This window comes from Arthrobacter sp. AD-310 (assembly GCF_054656615.1).
Genome location: NZ_BAAHNO010000017.1, coordinates 36,743 through 55,599, shown reverse-complemented (window position 1 = coordinate 55,599; position 18,857 = coordinate 36,743). Strand labels below are relative to the sequence as shown.

General features: G+C 68.4%; 20 protein-coding genes and 1 riboswitch. Of the genes, 12 read left to right on the top strand and 8 right to left on the bottom strand.

Annotated elements, in window-relative coordinates; all coding sequences use genetic code 11:
• The 3 genes from ACYQ1Z_RS12265 to thiE form a co-directional block, all read right to left on the bottom strand.
• Window positions 1-1,495: DEAD/DEAH box helicase (locus tag ACYQ1Z_RS12265; protein ID WP_459792803.1), on the bottom strand; the 1,495-nt coding region annotated here is incomplete at its 3' end.
• Between the two features lie 301 nt (window positions 1,496-1,796).
• The gene (locus ACYQ1Z_RS12260) at window positions 1,797-3,323 is read right to left on the bottom strand and encodes an RNB domain-containing ribonuclease (RefSeq protein WP_459792802.1); all 1,527 of its coding nucleotides are present in this window, start codon (window positions 3,321-3,323) and stop codon (window positions 1,797-1,799) included.
• An 87-nt stretch (window positions 3,324-3,410) separates the two neighbouring features.
• Complete coding sequence (gene thiE / locus ACYQ1Z_RS12255) at window positions 3,411-4,154, bottom strand: thiamine phosphate synthase (protein WP_459792801.1); 744 nt, start codon at window positions 4,152-4,154, stop codon at window positions 3,411-3,413.
• Between the two features lie 27 nt (window positions 4,155-4,181).
• A riboswitch (TPP riboswitch) is annotated at window positions 4,182-4,300 on the top strand.
• Here thiE and thiO point away from each other — a divergent pair.
• The 4 genes from thiO (at window position 4,293) to ACYQ1Z_RS12235 (ending at window position 7,063) form a co-directional block, all read left to right on the top strand.
• Window positions 4,293-5,642 carry a glycine oxidase ThiO gene (thiO, locus tag ACYQ1Z_RS12250; RefSeq protein ID WP_459792800.1) on the top strand — a complete coding sequence of 450 codons (1,350 nt, stop codon included), beginning with the start codon at window positions 4,293-4,295 and terminating at the stop codon, window positions 5,640-5,642. Its footprint overlaps the riboswitch before it by 8 nt.
• Entirely contained in the window at window positions 5,639-5,875 is a 237-nt protein-coding gene (thiS, locus tag ACYQ1Z_RS12245; RefSeq protein ID WP_459792799.1) for a sulfur carrier protein ThiS, read from the top strand. The genes thiO and thiS overlap by 4 nt, the downstream gene beginning before the upstream one ends.
• A gap of 4 nt (window positions 5,876-5,879) precedes the next feature.
• A complete protein-coding gene (locus ACYQ1Z_RS12240; RefSeq protein ID WP_459792798.1) occupies window positions 5,880-6,680 on the top strand; it encodes a thiazole synthase in 801 nt (266 codons plus the stop codon).
• 44 nt (window positions 6,681-6,724) lie between these two features.
• Complete coding sequence (locus tag ACYQ1Z_RS12235; RefSeq protein ID WP_459792797.1) at window positions 6,725-7,063, top strand: 4a-hydroxytetrahydrobiopterin dehydratase; 339 nt, start codon at window positions 6,725-6,727, stop codon at window positions 7,061-7,063.
• 75 nt (window positions 7,064-7,138) lie between these two features.
• Here ACYQ1Z_RS12235 and ACYQ1Z_RS12230 read toward each other — a convergent pair whose 3' ends face one another.
• From ACYQ1Z_RS12230 to ACYQ1Z_RS12220, 3 genes are all read right to left on the bottom strand, one after another.
• Window positions 7,139-7,441, bottom strand: coding sequence for a hypothetical protein (locus ACYQ1Z_RS12230; RefSeq protein WP_459792796.1), 303 nt, complete (start codon window positions 7,439-7,441; stop codon window positions 7,139-7,141).
• 35 nt (window positions 7,442-7,476) lie between these two features.
• On the bottom strand, window positions 7,477-7,701 hold the full coding sequence (locus ACYQ1Z_RS12225) for a DUF3107 domain-containing protein (protein ID WP_459792795.1): 225 nt from the start codon (window positions 7,699-7,701) through the stop codon (window positions 7,477-7,479).
• Window positions 7,702-7,790: 89 nt separating this feature from the next.
• The gene (locus tag ACYQ1Z_RS12220) at window positions 7,791-8,456 is read right to left on the bottom strand and encodes a TetR/AcrR family transcriptional regulator (RefSeq protein WP_459792794.1); all 666 of its coding nucleotides are present in this window, start codon (window positions 8,454-8,456) and stop codon (window positions 7,791-7,793) included.
• An 84-nt stretch (window positions 8,457-8,540) separates the two neighbouring features.
• Between ACYQ1Z_RS12220 and moeB the strand changes: the two genes are divergently transcribed.
• Window positions 8,541-9,740 (top strand): molybdopterin-synthase adenylyltransferase MoeB, encoded by a 1,200-nt coding sequence (gene moeB / locus ACYQ1Z_RS12215; RefSeq protein WP_459792793.1) that lies wholly within the window; start codon window positions 8,541-8,543, stop codon window positions 9,738-9,740.
• A gap of 74 nt (window positions 9,741-9,814) precedes the next feature.
• Here the strand turns inward: moeB and ACYQ1Z_RS12210 are convergent, their stop codons facing one another.
• The gene (locus ACYQ1Z_RS12210) at window positions 9,815-11,137 is read right to left on the bottom strand and encodes a glutamyl-tRNA reductase (protein ID WP_459792792.1); all 1,323 of its coding nucleotides are present in this window, start codon (window positions 11,135-11,137) and stop codon (window positions 9,815-9,817) included.
• 159 nt (window positions 11,138-11,296) lie between these two features.
• Here ACYQ1Z_RS12210 and hemE point away from each other — a divergent pair, with 159 nt between their 5' ends.
• Together hemE and hemG are read left to right on the top strand one after the other, a co-directional pair.
• Window positions 11,297-12,391 (top strand): uroporphyrinogen decarboxylase, encoded by a 1,095-nt coding sequence (gene hemE, locus ACYQ1Z_RS12205; protein WP_459792791.1) that lies wholly within the window; start codon window positions 11,297-11,299, stop codon window positions 12,389-12,391.
• Between the two features lie 3 nt (window positions 12,392-12,394).
• Window positions 12,395-13,858 carry a protoporphyrinogen oxidase gene (hemG, locus tag ACYQ1Z_RS12200; protein ID WP_459792790.1) on the top strand — a complete coding sequence of 488 codons (1,464 nt, stop codon included), beginning with the start codon at window positions 12,395-12,397 and terminating at the stop codon, window positions 13,856-13,858.
• 342 nt (window positions 13,859-14,200) lie between these two features.
• Here hemG and ACYQ1Z_RS12195 read toward each other — a convergent pair whose 3' ends face one another.
• Window positions 14,201-14,575, bottom strand: a complete 375-nt coding sequence (locus ACYQ1Z_RS12195; RefSeq protein WP_459792789.1) for a hypothetical protein — start codon at window positions 14,573-14,575, stop codon at window positions 14,201-14,203.
• Window positions 14,576-14,600: 25 nt separating this feature from the next.
• On the opposite strand from ACYQ1Z_RS12195, the gene ACYQ1Z_RS12190 reads away from it, so the two are divergent.
• The 5 genes from ACYQ1Z_RS12190 (at window position 14,601) to ACYQ1Z_RS12170 (ending at window position 18,852) form a co-directional block, all read left to right on the top strand.
• A complete protein-coding gene (locus tag ACYQ1Z_RS12190) occupies window positions 14,601-14,873 on the top strand; it encodes a hypothetical protein (protein WP_459792788.1) in 273 nt (90 codons plus the stop codon).
• 116 nt (window positions 14,874-14,989) lie between these two features.
• Window positions 14,990-15,691 (top strand): hydrogen peroxide-dependent heme synthase, encoded by a 702-nt coding sequence (gene hemQ / locus ACYQ1Z_RS12185; protein WP_459792787.1) that lies wholly within the window; start codon window positions 14,990-14,992, stop codon window positions 15,689-15,691.
• On the top strand, window positions 15,688-16,947 hold the full coding sequence (locus ACYQ1Z_RS12180; protein WP_459792786.1) for a ferrochelatase: 1,260 nt from the start codon (window positions 15,688-15,690) through the stop codon (window positions 16,945-16,947). Before hemQ ends, ACYQ1Z_RS12180 begins: the two co-directional genes overlap by 4 nt.
• On the top strand, window positions 16,944-17,942 hold the full coding sequence (gene hemC / locus ACYQ1Z_RS12175; RefSeq protein ID WP_459792785.1) for a hydroxymethylbilane synthase: 999 nt from the start codon (window positions 16,944-16,946) through the stop codon (window positions 17,940-17,942). The genes ACYQ1Z_RS12180 and hemC overlap by 4 nt, the downstream gene beginning before the upstream one ends.
• A 7-nt stretch (window positions 17,943-17,949) precedes the next feature.
• A complete protein-coding gene (locus ACYQ1Z_RS12170; RefSeq protein ID WP_459792784.1) occupies window positions 17,950-18,852 on the top strand; it encodes a uroporphyrinogen-III synthase in 903 nt (300 codons plus the stop codon).
• The last annotated feature ends 5 nt before the right edge of the window (window positions 18,853-18,857 follow it).

Genomic DNA, 18,857 nt, shown 5'->3' with positions numbered 1-18,857 from the left:
CACCTGAACGGCCAGACTCGCCGCCGCGGCCGCTTTCGCGGCTGCCGGAACGGCCCTGGCGTCCCCGCCCGGAGCGGTCACGGCCGTCCCCGCGGCCGCCGCGGCTGTTCTTCTTGCCGGTCTCGCCCAGGTCTTCCAGGACCTCGGCGTCAACACCGGCAAGGGTGCGCTTGTCGCGCGGCAGCCGTCCCTTGGTGCCCTCGGGGATGTCGAGGTCGGTGTAGAGGTGCGGTGACGAGGAGTAGGTTTCAACTGGTTCGGGGACGTTCAGGCCCAGGGCCTTGTTGATCAGCGCCCAGCGCGGCACCTCGTCCCAGTCCACGAACGTGACGGCGGTGCCCTTGTTGCCGGCGCGCCCGGTCCGGCCCACCCTGTGCAGGTAGATCTTCTCGTCCTCAACGCACTGGTAGTTGATGACGTGGGTGACGTCTTCAACGTCGATGCCGCGGGCCGCGACATCGGTGGCCACGAGGACGTCCACCTTGTTGTTGCGGAATGCCCGCAGGGCCTGCTCGCGTGCGCCCTGGCCGAGGTCGCCATGGATGGCCGCGGCCGCGAAGCCGCGGTCCACCAGTTCCTCGGCCACTTTCGCGGCGGTGCGCTTGGTCTTGGTGAAGATGATGGTGCGCCCGCGGCCGCGGGCCTGGAGGATGCGGGCCACTACCTCCGTCTTGTCCATGCTGTGCGCACGGTAGATCAGCTGGCGGATGTCGCGCTTGGTCAGGCCCTCGTCATCCGGATCAGCGGCGCGGATGTGGGTGGGCTGGGTCATGTAGCGCCGGGCCATGGCAATGACCGGGCCGGGCATCGTGGCCGAGAACAGCAGCGTCTGGCGGACTGCCGGGGTGGCGGCGATGATCGTCTCGACGTCCGGGAGGAACCCGAGGTCCAGCATCTCGTCAGCCTCGTCGAGGACAACAATCTTGACGTTCTTGAGGCTGAGGTGACGCTGCTTGTAGAGGTCGATGAGGCGGCCGGGGGTGCCGACAACGACCTCGACGCCCTGCTTCAGCGCTTCCACCTGCGGCTCGTAGGCACGGCCGCCGTAGATCGTGGCGATACGGGCATTGCGCTTGCTCGATGCGGCCTGCAGGTCACTGGCAACCTGTACCGCGAGTTCGCGCGTGGGAACGATGACCAGGGCCTGCGGCGCTCCGGGGACGGCGAGCTTTGCGTAGCCCGGATCGTCCTGGCCGATAACGCGCTGCAGCGCAGGAATGCCGAAACCGAGCGTCTTGCCGGTACCGGTCTTGGCCTGTCCGATGATGTCGTGTCCGGACAGGGCCACCGGCAGCGTCATGGCCTGGATGGGGAAGGGGTGGGTGATTCCGGCGTCAGCCAGGGAATCGACGATGTCCTGGCGGACGTTGTAGTCGGCGAACGACTTCTCCGCGATTTCGTGCGGCTTCTCGTCCGAGATGATGGTCTCTTCCGGCTCGATGGTCTCGGTACCGGACTCATCGGTCAGGAGCTGGTGGGTATGCAATTCACTCACAGGGAGTTTCCTTATTCATTTGGGCAATGTGTCGCTGCGTGCTCAACGGGCCGGCCCTGGGGCCGTTCCGGAGCACGCGCGGGCGCACAAGCAGTTCCAGTGGAAGCCGATCGCGGGCTATCTAAATGCTGGCACTGGCGACCAGCGGGCAAATCTCAAGATCGCGTAGGGGCGGGCTTGTTGGTTTCAAATCGAGGAAATCAACGACCGGGCATCCATTTCTACTCCTTCAGTCTAGCCGCACAGGGCCAAAATCCCGGCTTTTGGGCCATCGGCGCAGGCCAGCAGTCTCCGGCAGGGGTCAGTCCACGAGTTCGAAGTGGACCACACGGGTGGCGATGTCGGATGAAACCAGCCGGACCCGGACCTTTGTGCCGGACTCCAGCTCACCGGCGCACCGGGCAGTGACGGCAGGCTCTGCCACCTGGATGATGCCGGAACCGCCGTTGCCGTTGCCGTTTTTTCCGTTCCCGTTGCTGCTTTTCCCGTTGCCGTTTTTCCCGTTAACGGGAGTGCCGCCGTTGCCGTTGTCCTTCTGCGGCTTCGATCCCGAGATCACGATGGCATCGAATTCCTGGCCAATATGGTTCACCAGCAGGGCCGCCTCGACGGTATCCAGGGCCATCCGCTCCATCCGGGACGCCAGCTGGTCCGATCCGGCCATGATCTCCGGCAGCGACGGCAGGGCCTCCCGGGCCCAGGCCGGGACGTTCCCGCCGTTGCACAACGCCTCGCAGATCACCAGGACAAACCGGTCCACGAGGCGGCGGAGCGGAGCAGTGGTGTGGGCGTAGGCAGCGCCAATCGCCGACTGCACGGCATCGTCCGGCACGCTGCCGTCAAATGCCGTGTAGGCCGCCCCCCGGAACAGCATGCCTGCGGAGTGCATGATGGCAAGCTGCCGGGGTTCGGTGGGATCCAGGGTGCGCAGGTATTCGCCGTACCCCACCTCGCCGTCCCACGGTTTTCCCAGCACCTCGGTCTGCAGCTTGAAGTGGTTGAGGGAGCGCTCGTCCGGTGCCGGCATGGTCCGGAGGATCCCCACCTTTCCATCCAGCATGAGCCGGGCGGCGGCCATGCCCGTCATCAGTGAAATCTGCGCGTTCCAGTCCTCGACGGGAAGCTGCGGGGCTGCGGCGATGCGGTAGCCGCCGTCGGGAAGCTGGACGATCTCCTGCTCGGGCATGTTCAGGCTCGCGCCGTTCCGGGCGCGTTCGAGGTCCACCCGCTTGAGGCCGACCTCCCGCAACAGCTGCAGCACCGGTGACGCGTTGCCCGAATCCAGCTCGGCCTGGGCCCCCTTGTAGCTGAGCTTTGCCCGGCTGCGCATCCGGGCCCGCCGGACGGTGGCGGAGGTGACCTCGGCACCGGCATCCAGGCGGAAGTCCCACACGAAGGCGGAACAGTCCTGCCCGGGCAGCAGGCTCCCTGCGTGCTCGCTGATGACTTCCGGGTGCAGCGGAATCCGGCCGTCCGGCGCGTAGAAGGTCTGGCCCCGGCGCCGGGTTTCCGCATCGAGCGGGCCCCCGGGGGCGACGAAGGAGGGGACATCGGCAATGGCGTACAGCACGTGGTAACCGTCGCCGTCCCGTTCGATGAACAGTGCCTGGTCCAGGTCAGTGGACGACGCCGGATCGATCGTGATGAATTCGATCTGTGTCAGGTCATTCCCGGGAAGCTGCAGGGCTGCCACGGCCGCCTCGGCGTCCCGGACCGCTTCTTCCGGGTACGGGCCCGGGAGTTCCAGTTCGCTTCGCAGCGCGCCCAGGGCTTCCTCCAGGGCGTTGTTGTGCTCATGGACGTTGGGGGCCAGCCGATGGTGTGACACGAAAATCAGCCTAGCCCCAAGACGGGCGAATATGCAGTGCAACCGCCGGGCAGGGCAGGCCGTGCCGCCTGGCGGCAAACCGGCAGGTCAGGAACCGGCGTCCTCGAGGGCCGCAACCAGCGACGCTGCCGCTGCGGCCGGATCCGCAGCCTCGGTGATGGCGCGCACCACCACAATCCTGCGGGCCCCCGCCTCGAGGACCTGCTTCACGTTGGAATGGTCGATGCCGCCGATGGCGAACCACGGCACAGTTTCTCCCGTTCCGGTGCGGCGGCGGCCTGATGCTGCAGCCGCATACTTCACCAGGTCCAGCCCGACGGCGGCCCGGCCCGGCTTGGTGGGTGTCGCCCACACCGGGCCGACGCAGAAGTAGTCAAGGCCTGCGGGCCCGGCAGCAGCCGAAAGGGCAGCATCCACCTGGTCGGGGGCGTGGCTGGAAAGGCCGATTGCCGCGTTGCCGTTCAGGAGCGTGCGTGCGGCGGGCAGGGGGAGGTCCTTCTGGCCCACATGGAACACCGGTGCGCCGGACAGCACGGCTATGTCCGCGCGGTCGTTGACCGCCCACAGCCGTCCGTGCCGCTGTGCCGTTTCCCTCAGGACCGCAAGCAGGTCCAGTTCCTCTGCCGCCTCGATGGTTTTGTCCCGCAGCTGGATGATGTCCACGCCGCCGGCGAAGGCTGCATCCACGAACTCCGCGAAGTCGCCGCGCTCCCGGCGGGCGTCTGTGCAGAGGTAAAGGCGGGACGCCCTCAAGCCGGACGTGCCTTCGGCGGTGGTAAAGGCATCCGTTCGGGGGACGGCGGCGGGGGCAGGGGAGTGGGACACATTCATGGCTGCAAGCCTAGTTCCTCTAGACTTGCCTGGTACTGCGGGAGCCTGCGGCAGCTGTCATAAAGCGCCGGGCTGAGAGGGCGTCAGAGCCGACCGCTTGACCTGATCCGGTTAATACCGGCGTAGGGAAGGAGACACATGGGCACCCTAAACACGGACCCGCCACACGCGGAACAGCGCGGCACCGCCGGAACTGTCCGCGCCGATGTCGCGGTGATCGGCGGGGGAGTGGTGGGCCACGCGATCGCCTGGGAGGCCAGGCGCTCAGGCCGGTCGGTAGTCCTCATTGATGATGCGCCCGGTTCGGGGGCGAGCTGGGCCGCCGCCGGGATGCTGGCGCCCGTCAGCGAGCTGCACTACCAGGAGGAAGACCTCCTGGACCTGATGCTCGCTTCGTCGGCCCGCTGGCCCCGGTTTGCAGCCGACCTTGCCGCTGCCTCGGGCGAAAGTTCCGGATACCTGACGACGCCGACCATCGCCGTGGGTGCCGACGCCGCCGACCGCCGGGCGTTGATGGACCTGCGCGCTGTGCAGCAGGCGAGCGGGCTGTCAGTGGAGCCGCTGACCGTCCGCGAAGCCCGGAGGCGTGAACCACTGCTCAGCCCCGCCGTCGCGTGCGCGCTGGACACCCCCGCCGACCACCAGGTGGACCCGCGGCTCCTCGTCTCCAGCCTGCGGCGCGCCTTGTCCCGGCACGGTTCCGGCGGGAATGGCCGGCAGACCGCCATCGAGGGGGCTGTTGACGGTTATGCCCTCCCCGCCAAGGCCCTGGGGCTTGTCTGGGCGGACGGGGCGGTAGCCGGAGTGCAGCTCGCGGGCGGCGGAACCGTCCTGGCCGGTGAAACCGTGGTGGCCAACGGCCTCGATGCTCGCGCGCTCGCCGGCCTGCCGGAGGGGCTGCGACTGCCCCTTCGCCCGGTCTATGGCGACATCCTGCGGCTGGCCGTACCGCGGCATCTCCAGCCTTTGGTGACCTCCACGGTCCGCGGGCTGGTCCGGGGGGTTCCCGTGTACATCGTCCCGCGGGAAGACGGGACGGTGGTCATTGGAGCGACCCAGCGCGAGGACCAGCCCGCGGCAGCGGAAGTCCAGCCCACCAGCGGCACCCGGTCCGGGGCCGGCGCCGTGTCCGCCGGAGGCGTCTACCAGCTCCTGCGCGATGCGCAGGTACTCGTGCCCGCAGTGGCCGAACTCCAGCTGCTCGAATGCACGGCCCGGGCCCGCCCGGGAACGCCGGACAATGCACCGCTGCTGGGCCGGGTCCCGGCCATCGCAGGAGGTAAGGCGGGGCAGTCCGGACACGTGGCCGGGCTGATCATCGCCACCGGATTCTTCCGGCACGGGGTCCTCCTCTCACCCGTGGCTGCCGCGATCTGCAGCGGCCTGATGGACGGCACAGCAGACAGCCGCTGGGAGCCGTTCAACCCCGGCCGGTTTTCGGGGAACCGGCAGCCAGCAGCACGCTTCAACGTCAAGGAGACAGCATGAACATCACCCTCAACGGGGCACAACACACCGTGGCTGACGGGGCTTCCATCACCACGCTCGTCAGCCAGGTGACCGGCCGCCCCCTCGCTGCTGACGGGCAGGCGACGGACGGCGGGAAACTCGGCGTCGCCGTCGCGCGCAACGCGCAGGTGGTACCCCGCAGCCAGTGGTTCGCCACCGCGCTCGCCGATGGGGACGACGTCGAACTTGTCACTGCAGTGCAGGGAGGCTGACACCATGACCGAAACGACAACCGCCACCGCCCTTGACGACGCCCTGGTGATCGACGGCGTGCCCCTGGCCTCGCGGCTCATCATGGGAACCGGCGGCGCCCCCAGCCTCGATGGGCTCGGCGCGGCGCTGCTTGCCTCGGGCACGTCGCTGACCACGGTCGCCATGCGGCGCTACTCGACGGCGGAGACCGGTTCGCTGTTCCAGCTGCTGGTGGACCACGGGATCAGGGTCCTGCCCAACACCGCCGGCTGCTTCACTGCCCGCGACGCTGTCCTCACCGCCGAGCTGGCGCGAGAGGCACTGGAAACCGACTGGGTGAAGCTCGAGGTCATCGCCGACGAGCACACGCTCCTGCCGGACGCCGTCGAACTGGTCGAGGCCACAGAACAACTGGTCAACCGCGGGTTCAAGGTCTTTGCCTACACTAACGACGATCCCGTCCTGGCGCTCCGGCTCGAGAACCTCGGCGCGGCCGCGGTCATGCCCCTGGGATCGCCGATCGGCACCGGCCTGGGCATCCTCAACCCGCACAACATCGAGCTCATCGTTTCCCGCGCGTCGGTTCCCGTGGTCCTCGACGCCGGTATCGGCACCGCGTCGGACGCCGCCCTGGCCATGGAACTGGGATGCGACGCCGTGCTGCTTGCCACCGCTGTGACACGGGCGCAAAACCCCACACTGATGGGGGAGGCGTTCAAACACGCCATCATCGCCGGTAGGCTGGCCAGAGCGGCCGGGAGGATACCGCGCCGCGAACACGCGCTGGCATCGTCGGCGATGGAAGGCCGGGCCGAGTTCCTGTAGGCCGCGCTTCCCGTCCGCCGGTGCCCCTGGCCCTAGGAGCAGCAGTGGCAGGAAAAGAGCCCCTTCCCCGGGAGCAGGTTGAGCAGGCCCTCACCGGGCTCCCAGACTGGCGGTACGACGGCGGCGGCCTCGCCACCGTCTTCAAAGCGCCGACGGCGGCTGCCGCGCTCGAACTGATCGCCGCCGTCGGACGCCTCGCCGAGGACCAAAACCACCACCCGGACCTTGACTGGCGCTACAACCGCGTCTTCATCCGGTATTCATCCCACGACGCCGGGGGACAGGTCACCGGGCGGGACCTTGCGGCCGCTGCCGGGGCAAGTGAAGCCGCGGCAGCGAAAGGCGCTGTGGCGGAGCCGGCCCGGTACGTTCGGGGCCGCTGAACCCGCCTTAACAGCGAGTGGCCGCCACCCCCTGTGGGGCGGCGGCCACTCGCGTTCCTGCGATGTCTGGTGGTCCTAGCGGCGGAGGATCGCCGTGAGTCGCTGGGTGTCCTGCCTGGCACGGCTGCGGCCAAGGTACAGGACAGCGGCGATGGCGGCAGCGGTGCCCAGCACGATCGGCAGCACCCACGGCAGCCAGGTCATCCCCGGCCGGTACCCAAAGCCTGCCGCGAGCAGGATGATCCAGGCCAAGGCTCCCACGCCAACAGCCACGCCCGCGGGCAGGCCGGCACCGTACTTTGTGTGCCGTTTGTCGTTCGCCCAGACAATGAAGCCGGCCGCGGCCGTGGCCAGCACAACAATGGTCAGGGAAAGCATGGGTCTCCTAGGACTTCCGGGCAGCGCGGGGGTTGCTAGAACTGGCCGAACCCTACGCGGCGGACCTCTTCGGCGCCAATCTCCACGTAGCCGAGCGCATTGCCGGGAACAATGATCAGGCGTCCCTTGTCGTCCGTCAGGCGCAGTTCGCTGCCGGCGGTGATGGCTTCGCCCACAACCTTGGCCACGGTTTCCGCATCCTGCGTCGATTCCAGGACAATTTCGCGGCCAACATTCTGAACGCCGATCTTAATTTCCACAGAGGCCTCCCAGCCAGTCAAAAGTTCCCGTGTTTGTCTACGGTTTTTCTCCACCGTATATCTCTACGAGGTGTTGTCTTATTTGTAGTCTAGGACTCTTTGGGGAAGCGAGAGATTCCGCGCCAAGCTAAACGGTAGATCAGGTCACTGGCCACATCGAGGTCCAGGTTGCCGTCGGTTTCCAGCCAGTAGCGGGCGCTGACCTGGGCCATGCCCGCCAGCCCGCGGCCCAGGAGTTCGGCCTCCAGGTGGGGAAGCTTGGTGTCCTCGGCGATCACCCGCGCGATCGCGTCCGCGAAGGTCCGGTTGAACGTTTCCAGCCGGGAGCTGACATCGGGGTCGTTGATGAGGTCCGATTCGAAAACCAGCCGGTGTGCCTGGTCGTCGCTGGCGATGAAGCGGAAGTAGGCGCGCATCACGGCCTGGACGCGTTCCTTGTTGTCCGTGGTGGAGTTCAGCGCGCCCAGCATCAGCTCCGTGAGGGACGCGAGATGGCTTTCCAGCAGGGCGAGATACAGCTCCCGCTTGGACGGGAAGTGCTGGTACAGGACAGGCTTGCTGACATGGGCGGTTTCGGCGATTTCGTCCATGGCGGCGCCGTGGTAGCCGTTGGCGACGAACACTTCCTGGGCTGCGGAAAGAAGCTGGGCACGCCGCTCGTCACGGGGAAGCCGGGCGGATCGCTGGCCTGCCGGGCGCGGGGGATTCTGCGGCTCGGCGGCGGGCGGGCGGTCAGCCCGTGCTTCATGGACCACGGTTATCCTCTTTCCAGTTGCGGTTACCTCCACTTTACTGCGGGGTAATATGACCCGGCGGTATCCCGGGGCATACATTGAAGTATGGCTTCGACTTTCACCGCAAATGTTTCATCTGTTTCGCTGGACCCGTTGGTGGAACCGGCAGGCGACCTGACCCCTGCCGAGGTGGAACGTTATTCGCGGCACCTCATCATTCCGGAGATCGGCACTGTGGGGCAGCGCCGCCTCAAGAACGCCAAGGTCCTGGTGATCGGCGCCGGCGGGCTGGGCTCTCCGGCACTGCTGTATCTGGCCGCCGCCGGGGTGGGCACCATCGGCATCATCGACGACGACGCGGTGGACCTCAGCAACCTGCAGCGCCAGGTCATCCACGGTGTGGCCGATGTCGGCAGGCCCAAGATAGAGTCTGCCCGGGACGCCATCATGGAACTGAACCCGCTGGTTGACGTCAGGCTCCACAATGTGCGCCTTGACGCCTCGAACGCGCTGGAGCTTTTCGCGGGGTACGACCTGATCCTCGACGGGGCGGACAACTTTGCCACGCGCTACCTCGTCAACGACGCCGCCGCCATCCTGGGCAAGCCCTACGTCTGGGGTTCCATCTTCCGGTTCGACGGCCAGGTCAGCGTGTTCTGGGAAAAGCACGGCCCCACGTACCGCGACCTCTACCCGGAGGCGCCGCCGGCGGGTTCCGTCCCGTCCTGCGGCGAGGGCGGCGTGTTCGGCATGTTGTGCGCCGCTGTGGGCTCGCTGATGGTGACCGAGGCAGTCAAGCTGATCACCGGCGTCGGACGTTCCCTGCTGGGACGCGTGGCACTGTACGACGCCCTGGGCGGCAGCTGGCGCGAGATCCGGGTGGCCAAGGACCCGGCCGCCGGTCCCATCACCGAGTTGACGGACTACGAGGCGTTTTGCGGGATCACCCCGGCAACGGAAGCCGACGCCGGGCACACCGTCACCCCGACGCAGCTGGCAACCATGCTGGCTTCCCGGAAGGCCGGGCTCAAGGACTTCGAACTGGTGGACGTCCGTGAGCCGGGCGAATTCGACATTGTGCGGATCGACGGCGCCACCCTCATCCCGCAGGGCCGCATCCTGGCCGGGGACGCCTGGGCAGAGATCCCGCAGGACCGGGACATCGTGTTCCTTTGCAAGGCGGGGACCAGGTCCGCCAACGTGCTCGCGGCCGCGCAGAAGGCCGGCTACCAGCGGGTGAGCCACCTCGACGGCGGCATCCTCGCCTGGGTGCGCGACGTGGAACCCCACAAGCCCGTCTACTAAGAGTTGCTCTATCAGATATGGCTCCTAAACGGACTGTTTAGGAGCCATATCTGATAGGGCAAGTGGGGTGAGGGTCAGGCGCTTTCAAGGCCGCGGTGGTCCACCGGGCATTCAGCCTGGGCCGCCGCGGCTGGGGGAGCGGGCTGCTCCACGGTGATGCCGTAGAGGGCTTCGAGGGCCGCGACGTAATCGTCCTGCTGGCCATTGGCTGCCAGCTCCCGGGCCCGGACGGTGGGCACGTGCAGGAGCTGCTTGACCATGCGGCGGAGCGCAAACTCCACTTCCTCCGCGGCGGCGGTGCAGCCGTGCCGGGCACGGACCTTTTCCATTTCCGCGTCCAGGACGTTCATGGTGTGCCGGCGGAGGGCCACGATGGCCGAGTCCACGGACCGGGCTTCGCGCTCCTGTTCGAAGGCCTTTGCGGCGCCGTTGACAATGGTGCTGGCCTGCGCGAGGGACTCCGCCTGCTCCTGCGGAGCGGCCAGCCGGACGGACTCCAGGGTGAGGAGTTCGACGCCGTCCAGCTCGCCTACAGCGGGATCGAAGTCGTGCGTGAGGGCCAGGTCGATGGCAATCAGCGGCTGCGGGGAGTTGGCGCGGACCTGGGCCAGCTCGTCGGCCTCCACGCGCGTGTCGGAGCCGCTGCAGCCGATCATGACGTCGGCTGCGGCCACGGCGGGCCGGAGGGAGTCGGCGTCGAGGGCGGTGCCGCCGCGGGTGGCGACGAAGCCTTCGGCACGGCCGGAGGAGGAGAAGACGGAGATGTCGGTGCAGCCGCGTTCGCGCAGCAGCGCCATGGTGGCACCCGCGTAGGCGCCGGTCCCGAAGACCACAACCTTCTTGGTGGACCAGTCAGGGCTTTCCGACAGGTCGGTGGCAAGATCCAGGGCGACCGAAACGATGGAGAGGCCCCGCGAGCCGAGTGCGGTCTGGGCGCCAACGTCCTTGGCTGTCTTGGAGGCAGCCTGGAACAGCCGGACCAGGCCTGCGCTGGCGGTGCCCTCGTGCTGGGCGGTGATGAGCGCGCGCCGCACCTGCCCGGCAATTTCACGCTCCCCGACGACGGCGGAATCGAGTCCCGCGCTCACGGCAAACAGGTGCTGGGTCACCTCTGGTCCCGTCCGGGTGCTGAAGGACCGGGAAACGAGGGGTTCGCTGAGTCCGCTGGCCTCGCTGATCTGGGCGACAAGCGCCGCGCGGGCCGCCTCGACGTCGTCCGGATGGGAAGCTTCGCCGTAAATCTCGTAGCGGTTGCAGGTTGCCAGGACAACCGCGCCTGTGACCGCCGGCGATCCGGAGAGGGCGGATGTGGCAATCCCGGAGGAACCGTTGCTCAACTGAGCAACGGTCTCAAGATCGATGTCGGCGTGTGTAGCCACCAATGAAAAAAGAACCACAGCAGACCAATCATAGCTTTTTCGCTCCTCGGTAGAACAACTCCCCGGCCGATTTGGGGGCCGGCGGTCCTGTGATTCGCGCCACCGCGGCAAAAAGCGCGTTCCTGGATGACAGGCTGTCGTTATCTTTTGGCGTTGATTTTCGGCACAATCAAAGGCATGACTCCTAGCCCTGCCGTCTCTGCCGCCGGCGCCCTTGCCGCTGACCATCCCCTGCTGGACGGCCGCACCGCGGACTCCCCGCTGATCACCGCCTACCGCGGGGGCAAGCCCTCCCGCCGTCCGGTGTGGTTCATGCGGCAGGCCGGGCGCTCCCTGCCCGAGTACCTCAAGGTCCGTGAGGGCATCGCCATGCTGGATTCCTGCCTCCGGCCGGAACTTGCCTCCGAGATCACCCTGCAGCCGGTCCGCCGTCACGACGTTGACGCCGGCATCTTCTTCTCCGACATTGTCATTCCGCTTAAGCTCGCCGGCGTGGGCGTGGATATCGTCCCCGGCGTGGGCCCCGTCCTCGACAAGCCGGTCCGCACCGCTGCTGACGTGGCAGCGCTGCCCAGGCTGACCTGGGAAGCACTTGAACCCATCCGCGAAGCGGTGCGACTGACGGTCGCCGAACTCGGCAAGACCCCCTTGATCGGCTTTGCCGGCGCCCCGTTCACCCTGGCCGCCTACATGGTTGAGGGCCGCCCCTCCCGCGACCACCTGGGCCCGCGCACCATGATGCACGCCGAACCCGAAACCTGGAGTGCCCTGGCCAACTGGGCGGCCGACGCCTCGGGTATGTTCCTGCAGGCCCAGCTTGAAGCGGGCGCCTCGGCCGGGCAGCTGTTCGACTCCTGGGCGGGGTCCCTCGGACTGGCGGACTACACGCGCTATGTCGCTCCGGCGTCCTCGCGCGCCCTGGACCATGTCCGGCATCTGGGTGCCCCGCTGATCCACTTCGGTACCGGCACTTCGGAACTCCTGGTCGCCATGCGGGACGTGGGCGTCGATGTCGTGGGCGTGGACTACCGGCTGCCCCTTGACGAAGCCAACCGCCGGCTGGGCGGCACCGTGCCGCTGCAGGGCAACATCGATCCCGCCCTGCTGTCTGCACCGTGGGAAGTCCTCGAAGCGCACGTCCGTGAGGTCATCGCCGCCGGTTCCGCCGCTCCCGGGCACGTCCTCAACCTTGGCCATGGCGTGCCGCCGGAGACGGACCCCGACGTCCTTACCCGCCTGGTCAGCCTTATCCACTCCATCTCCCCGGAGTAGCCCGTGGGCAGTTCGCCGGACACAGCACGGACCGCCCTGGTGCTTGGCGGCGGAATCTCCGGCCTGCTCTCCGCCCGACGCCTGGCCGCTGCAGGCTACCGGGTCACCCTCCTTGAAGCGGGCACCGCCTGGGGTGGCTGCGTGGGCAGCCACGTTGTGGCGGGCCTGGTGCTGGACAGCGGAGCTGAATCCTTCGCCACAAGGTCCGACGCCGTCCCGGGGCTTGTCGAGGAGCTCGGCCTTGGTGCCAGGATCGTTCCTCCGCGGCCGGGGGGTGCCTGGGTGCAACTGCCCGAGGGTCCGCGCGAGCTGCCAAAGACGGGGATCCTGGGAATCCCCGCCAACCCCTGGGACCCCGAAGTGCGCCGGTCGCTTGGGCTTCTCGGCTCCCTCCGCGCGTCCCTGGATCGCGTCCTGCCGGCATCGGTGGGAACGGACAAAGACGTTGTCAGTGTTTCCGCCCTCGTCCGGGCGCGCATGGGCTCACGGGTGCTGGAACGCCTCGTCTCGCCGGTAGTGGGAGGAGTCCACTCCGCGGATCCCGGACTTCTCGACGTAGACATGGTTGCGCCGGGCCTCCGGGACAGGCTCAGGCAACATGGTTCCCTCGCCGCCGCCGTCGCCTCGCAGCGCCGGGGCACCGGAGGGCCCGCCCGGGGGCAGGCCGGACCCGCTCCGGCCGCCGGCAAACCCGCAAAGGCGGGATCCGCCGTCGCGGGCCTGGAGGGCGGCATGTATACCCTCGTGGATGCGCTGGTGGGCGACGTCCGCGGCCGCGGAGTCACACTGCTCCCGGGAACCCCTGCTTTGGCTGTCAGCAAGGACCAGGAGGGGTGGTACGTCACTTCCCCGGACCGGACATTTAATGCGGCGGTGCTGGTCGTGGCCGTGGACGGCCCTGCCGCCGTCGACCTGCTTCAAGAGGCTGTACCCGCCATCGCCGGCAAGAAGCCTGCCTCGGGACCGGACGTTAAGCTCGTGACCCTGGTGCTGGACCAGCCGGAGCTGGACAGCAGGCCGCGTGGAACGGGCGTGCTGGTCGCACCCCAGACGCCGGGTATCGAAGCAAAAGCACTCACCCATGCCACCGGCAAATGGGATTGGCTGTCAGCCGCTGCCGGGCCCGGCAAGCACGTGGTCCGGCTTTCCTACGGCCGGGTGGACGGGGCCGGCGGGCAGGCGGAGGGACCCGAAACCGACGACGAACTCCTGGCAGCCTCCCTGCGCGACGCGGGAGCACTGCTGGGCGTTCGGATCACCCGCAGCAACGTGCTGGACTGGGACGTTGTCCGCTGGCGCGGCGCCCTGCCGTTTGCCGCCGTCGGACACAAAGCACGGGTACAGGAGATCCGGGAAGCCTGCGCCGCTGCGGGTGGACTGGCAGTGGTGGGCGGCTGGGTCGCTGGCAACGGGCTCGCCGCCGTGGTCTCGGACACGGAACAGCAAATCCAAAAGCTGGCGGGCTGAACGTCTCTGCTGGTCAGCGGCTTAGGGCCGGCCGGTTCTTGCCCCTGCCGGCGGACGGGCCGGCCCTTCCCGGTTTCCAAATGCCTCTGCCCCATGGTTAGGGTCGATAACTATGGTTCACAACAGGTCCGAGCTTCCAATGTCCCGGACCGGTATCCATGGGGGAATCCGACGCGGCACCTATGCTGCGGCCATCGGAGCGGTACTGGTTCTATCCACAGGCGTCCCGGCGTCCCAGGCCGACGAGGGGGTGGCCGATCCCGCCTACCCCCAGGTTCCGGCAGCGCCGGACTCAAGCCTTCTGGCGCACCAGCTTGCCCAGCTGGCAGCCGCGGGTGAACTTCAGCGGTACGCGCCGACTGCCGGCCAGGAGGATCCCACTGCGCAGCCCACTTCCTCTGCGCCTGCTCCCGTTGCCTCCGTCCCCCCGGCACTGCTGCCGGCGGTGACGGCCACTCTGTCCGCATCAGCCACTGCCGTACCCACGCCGGCACCGTCCGCGACTGCTGCCCCCTCCGCGGCTCCGACTGCCAGTGCGGCGGCGACAGGGACATCCACCGGCAGCGCGTCCGGGGCCGAACCCACCCGCTCCGCACCGGCGCCGGCCGGTACGGCATCCCCGGCGGCGACGGTGCCGTCCGCGCCCGTCAACCCATCGCCGTCGCCCGCGGCGGATACGCGCGCCGGGGGCGGCGTGTCATCCCCCGAAGCAGTCACAGGCACGGCCACGGAACCCGGCCGGTTGTCCGCACAGGAAGAAGCCGGGGCAGGGGGAGTTGCCGGTTCGGCAACCGGGGCGGCCGTCAACCAAGGCCAGGCCGGCCATGCGGCACTCTACTCTGCGCCGCAGGCCCGGGCAGGGTGGTCGCCCTACAGTGCTGCAACCAGCCAGCGCACCAGCGCCACCTTGAGCTCCCGGCCGGAACCGCGCAAGGCGATGGTGTGGCTTGGCTCCGGCCTTGTAGGCGTCGCCGGCGCCGCCGGACTGGTGCTGTTCCGCCTGCGCAATCCTTAGGCCGGAACCGGCGGACAGCAGCACCGGAACGGGGAAATTGTGACGTTGACCACTTCTACGCGTTGTAGAAGTTTCCGGTTTCGACTTGACGGGTAGTAAAGGGCAAACTTGTAACCATGAGCCACACTTCTGCCGAATCTGTCACTAAAACCGAAGAATCAGCCGAGCAGTTCTTTACCCTCTGGACGGTTTTCAAGCGGTCCGAGCCCGTGGTCCGCAGCGCCGGTGCTGCAGCCGACTTCGAGGCACTGCTGGAACGGCTTGCGGCGGCAGGCGTGACCCACCGCGGCAGCTACGACGTCTCGGCCATGCGCGCCGACGCCGACGTGATGGTGTGGCTCCACGGACCCAAGCCCGAGGCGCTCCAGCAGGCCATCCGCGACATCCGCCGCAGCAGCCTCTTTGCCGGCACCGAAATTGTCTGGTCGGCCATGGGCGTGCACCGCGAGGCGGAGTTCGCCAAGAACCACACTCCCGCCTACTCCCGGGGCGTCGCCCCCGCAGAATGGCTGTGCGTCTACCCCTTCGTCCGTTCCTACGAGTGGTACATCCTGCCCGAGGAAGAACGAGGTGCAATGCTCCGCGAGCACGGCCTCCTGGGCCGGGAGTTCCCGCAGGTCATCTCCAACACGGTGTCCTCCTTCGCCCTCGGCGACTGGGAGTGGATCCTCGGCCTGGAGGCCCCGGAACTGGTCGACCTCGTGGACCTCATGCGGCACCTGCGCGCCACTGAAGCCCGCAACCACGTACGGGAGGAAATCCCCTTCTACACCGGCCGCCGGATTACCGCCGACGAAGTAGCAGAGGTGCTGGCATGAGCCCCCTCGACCCCCAGGGCAGCACCGCCGTCAACCCCGTCACCGAGGCCGGCCGGATGGCGCCCAAGAACTACGACGCCGTCCTGCTCGCCTCCTTCGGTGGCCCCGAGGGCCAGGAAGACGTGATCCCTTTCCTGCGGAACGTCACGCGCGGGCGCGGGATCCCGGATGAGCGGCTTGAGGAAGTCTCCCACCACTACCGGGCCAACGGCGGCATCAGCCCCATTAACCAGCAGAACCGCGAACTCAAGGCGGCCCTCGAGGCCGAACTGGCCGCGCGCGGCATCGACCTGCCGGTGCTGTGGGGCAACCGCAACTGGGCACCGTACATTCCAGAGACCCTCCAGGAAGCGTACGACGCCGGCCACCGCCGGCTGCTGATGGTCACCACGAGTGCCTACTCCTGCTATTCCAGCTGCCGCCAGTACCGCGAGGACATTGGCATGGCGCTGACGGAAACCGGCCTGGACGGCCGCCTCGAAGTGGACAAGGTCCGGCAGTATTTCGACCACCCCGGCTTCGTTGAGCCGTTTGTCGAAGGCACCGCCGCCGGCCTCGCCGAGGTCCGGGCCAAGCTCGCGGAAGCGGGCACCCCGGACGCGCCCGTGCAGATCGTGTTCGCCACGCACTCCATCCCCACCCGGGATGCCGAGGCCGCCGGCCGTTCGGAAGGCGAGCCGCGGGAGTTCGAGGAAGGCTCGGCGTACGTGGCCCAGCACCTTGCCACCGCCGCGGCCGTCATGGAGCGGGTGAAGGAGGACTCCGGGCTCACCGCCGAGTGGTCGCTCGTGTACCAGTCCCGCTCCGGCGCGCCGCACGTGCCGTGGCTGGAGCCGGACATCAACGACGCCATCGAGGAACTTGCCGGGCAGGGCGTCAAGGGAATCGTCATCGTGCCGCTGGGCTTTGTCAGCGACCACATGGAGGTTGTCTGGGACCTGGACACCGAAGCGCTGGAGACCTGCGCCAACCTGGGCCTGGCCGCCACCCGCGTTCCCACCCCCGGCACGCACCGCAAGTTCGTGAACGGCATGGTGGACCTCATCTGCGAACGCACCGTTGCCAACAACATCAGCGACCGCCCGGCCATGACGGACCTCGGTCCCTGGTACGACATCTGCCGGCCCGGCTGCTGCGCGAACTTCCGCGGCGAGAAGCCCACCATCGCAGGCGCAGACACCACCGTCGGCACAGGCCACGACCCGTACCCGGCCGGGGCAGCTGCGGCGTCATCGGACGGAGCGGCACAGCAGTGACCGTCCGGATCGGCACCCGCGCCAGCAAGCTCGCCCTGACCCAGACGCAGCAGACCGCCGACCAGCTGGCCGCCGTCGGGGGCTTTCCCGTCGAGCTCGTCCACATCCGGACCGACGGTGACGTCCTCACCGGTTCGCTGTCGCAAATGGGGGGCACCGGGGTGTTCGTGGCTGCCCTGCGCGACGCCCTGCTCCGGAACGAATGCGACGTTGCGGTGCACTCGCTCAAGGACCTGCCCACCGGCGCCGCCGTCGGGCTCAGCCTGGCTGCGACCCCGCGGCGCGTGGACGTCCGCGACGTCCTCTGCGCGCGGGACGGGCTGAAGCTGGCAGACCTGCCGGCCGGCGCGACCGTCGGCACGGGATCGCCCCGGCGCGCAGCGCAGTTGCGTGCTGCCCGGCCGGACCTGGACATCCGGGATATCCGCGGCAACGTCGACACCCGCCTTGGCCGGGTGCCCGGCCTTCCGGGCAACACCACCGAGGCAGTGGTTCCCGGCAAGTCCTGCGACCTTGACGCCGTGGTCCTCGCCGCGGCAGGCCTGGAACGCATCAGCAGGCTGGACGCGGTCAGCGAGTACCTCGAAACCGACGTAATGCTCCCCGCCGCGGGGCAAGGCTCGCTGGCCATCGAATGCCGTACCGCCGACGCGCCCCGGAAGCCCGGATCCACCGAAGGCTCACAGGCCGTGCTGGCGCAGGCGCTGGCCGCGCTCGATGACACTGATACACGGCTCGCCGTTACGGCGGAACGGGCACTGCTGGCCCGGCTCGAAGCAGGCTGTGCGGCTCCGGTGGGTGCCTACGCCTACCGGAAGGGCAGCATGCTCCACCTCGAGGCCGTGGTGTGCGCCGTGGACGGCACCGCCTCCATCCGGGACAAGCGGGCCACCGACGGACTCACCGAGGTAGGTGCCACCCTCCTCGGAATCGAACTTGCCGAGGTCCTCCTTGCCGGTGGCGCCGCGGGCATCGCCGACCTTCAAGCATCCTGACCTGCCCATGTCACTTCCTTCCCGCGCACCTGGGACCGGCAATCCGCTGCACGGGGTCCGCGTCCTGGTGACGCGCAGCCCGGAACGCTCGCTGGAACTCGTGGCTGCGCTGGAGAAGGCCGGGGCAACGGCCCTGCTCCTGCCGCTCATCGATTTCGAACGGGCCGCGGACCAGCATTCCCTGGATGTGGCCTGCGACGCCCTCGGGGCGGGCGCTTTCGACTGGCTTGTGCTGACCAGCGCCACAACGGTCCATGTGTTGGTATCCAAAGCACGCGACCGCGGAACCACGCTGCGTGGACTGATCCCGGCAGACACACGGGTCGCCGCAGTGGGCCCGGCCACGCGCAGGCTCCTCGAAGCCCACGGCCTTGCCGTTAACCTGGTTCCGGCGCGGGAACAGTCCGCTGCCGGCCTGCTCGAGGTCTGGCCCGGCACGGGCAGGGTCCTGCTTCCGCAGGCTGACATCGCTGCTCCCCGCCTCGCGGAGGGCTTGTCCGCCACGGGCAGCGACGTCACGGTGGTAACTGCCTACCGCACCGTTGAATACCCGGCAGCACCGGAGCGAAGGCTCGCCGTGCCTGCGGATGATGAGGCAGCCGGCCAGCCGCCGCCGTCGTACGCCATCCTGGCGCCTGCTGCAGCCAGGGCGGGCTTCGCTGACGGAAGCATCGACGCCGTCCTCGCCGCCTCACCCAGCGCCGTACGGCGCATCGCCGGGTTGTCGCCGCTGCACCGCTGCCGGCTGGTGGCGATCGGGAGTTCGACGGCGGAGCAGGCTTCCGCACTGGGCCTGCCGGTGGCGGCGGTGGCAGCCGAGCCCACGCCGGAGGGCCTCGTTGCCGCAGTGGTTGACGCCCTTCGAACTTCCAGTGCCGCTCCGGAACGGCCCACGCACCCAACGACGTGAAGGAC

Excerpts from the sequence above, each read along its gene's own strand:
- hemE (WP_459792791.1), top strand. The coding sequence starts at position 11,297 with ATGACTCCTAGCCCTGCCGTCTCTGCCGCCGGCGCCCTTGCCGCTGAC.
- thiS (WP_459792799.1), top strand. The coding sequence starts at position 5,639 with ATGAACATCACCCTCAACGGGGCACAACACACCGTGGCTGACGGGGCT.
- hemQ (WP_459792787.1), top strand. The coding sequence starts at position 14,990 with ATGAGCCACACTTCTGCCGAATCTGTCACTAAAACCGAAGAATCAGCC.
- ACYQ1Z_RS12180 (WP_459792786.1), top strand. The coding sequence starts at position 15,688 with ATGAGCCCCCTCGACCCCCAGGGCAGCACCGCCGTCAACCCCGTCACC.
- thiO (WP_459792800.1), top strand. The coding sequence starts at position 4,293 with ATGGGCACCCTAAACACGGACCCGCCACACGCGGAACAGCGCGGCACC.
- ACYQ1Z_RS12230 (WP_459792796.1), bottom strand. The coding sequence starts at position 7,441 with ATGCTTTCCCTGACCATTGTTGTGCTGGCCACGGCCGCGGCCGGCTTC.
- moeB (WP_459792793.1), top strand. The coding sequence starts at position 8,541 with ATGGCTTCGACTTTCACCGCAAATGTTTCATCTGTTTCGCTGGACCCG.
- ACYQ1Z_RS12240 (WP_459792798.1), top strand. The coding sequence starts at position 5,880 with ATGACCGAAACGACAACCGCCACCGCCCTTGACGACGCCCTGGTGATC.
- thiE (WP_459792801.1), bottom strand. The coding sequence starts at position 4,154 with ATGAATGTGTCCCACTCCCCTGCCCCCGCCGCCGTCCCCCGAACGGAT.
- ACYQ1Z_RS12170 (WP_459792784.1), top strand. The coding sequence starts at position 17,950 with ATGTCACTTCCTTCCCGCGCACCTGGGACCGGCAATCCGCTGCACGGG.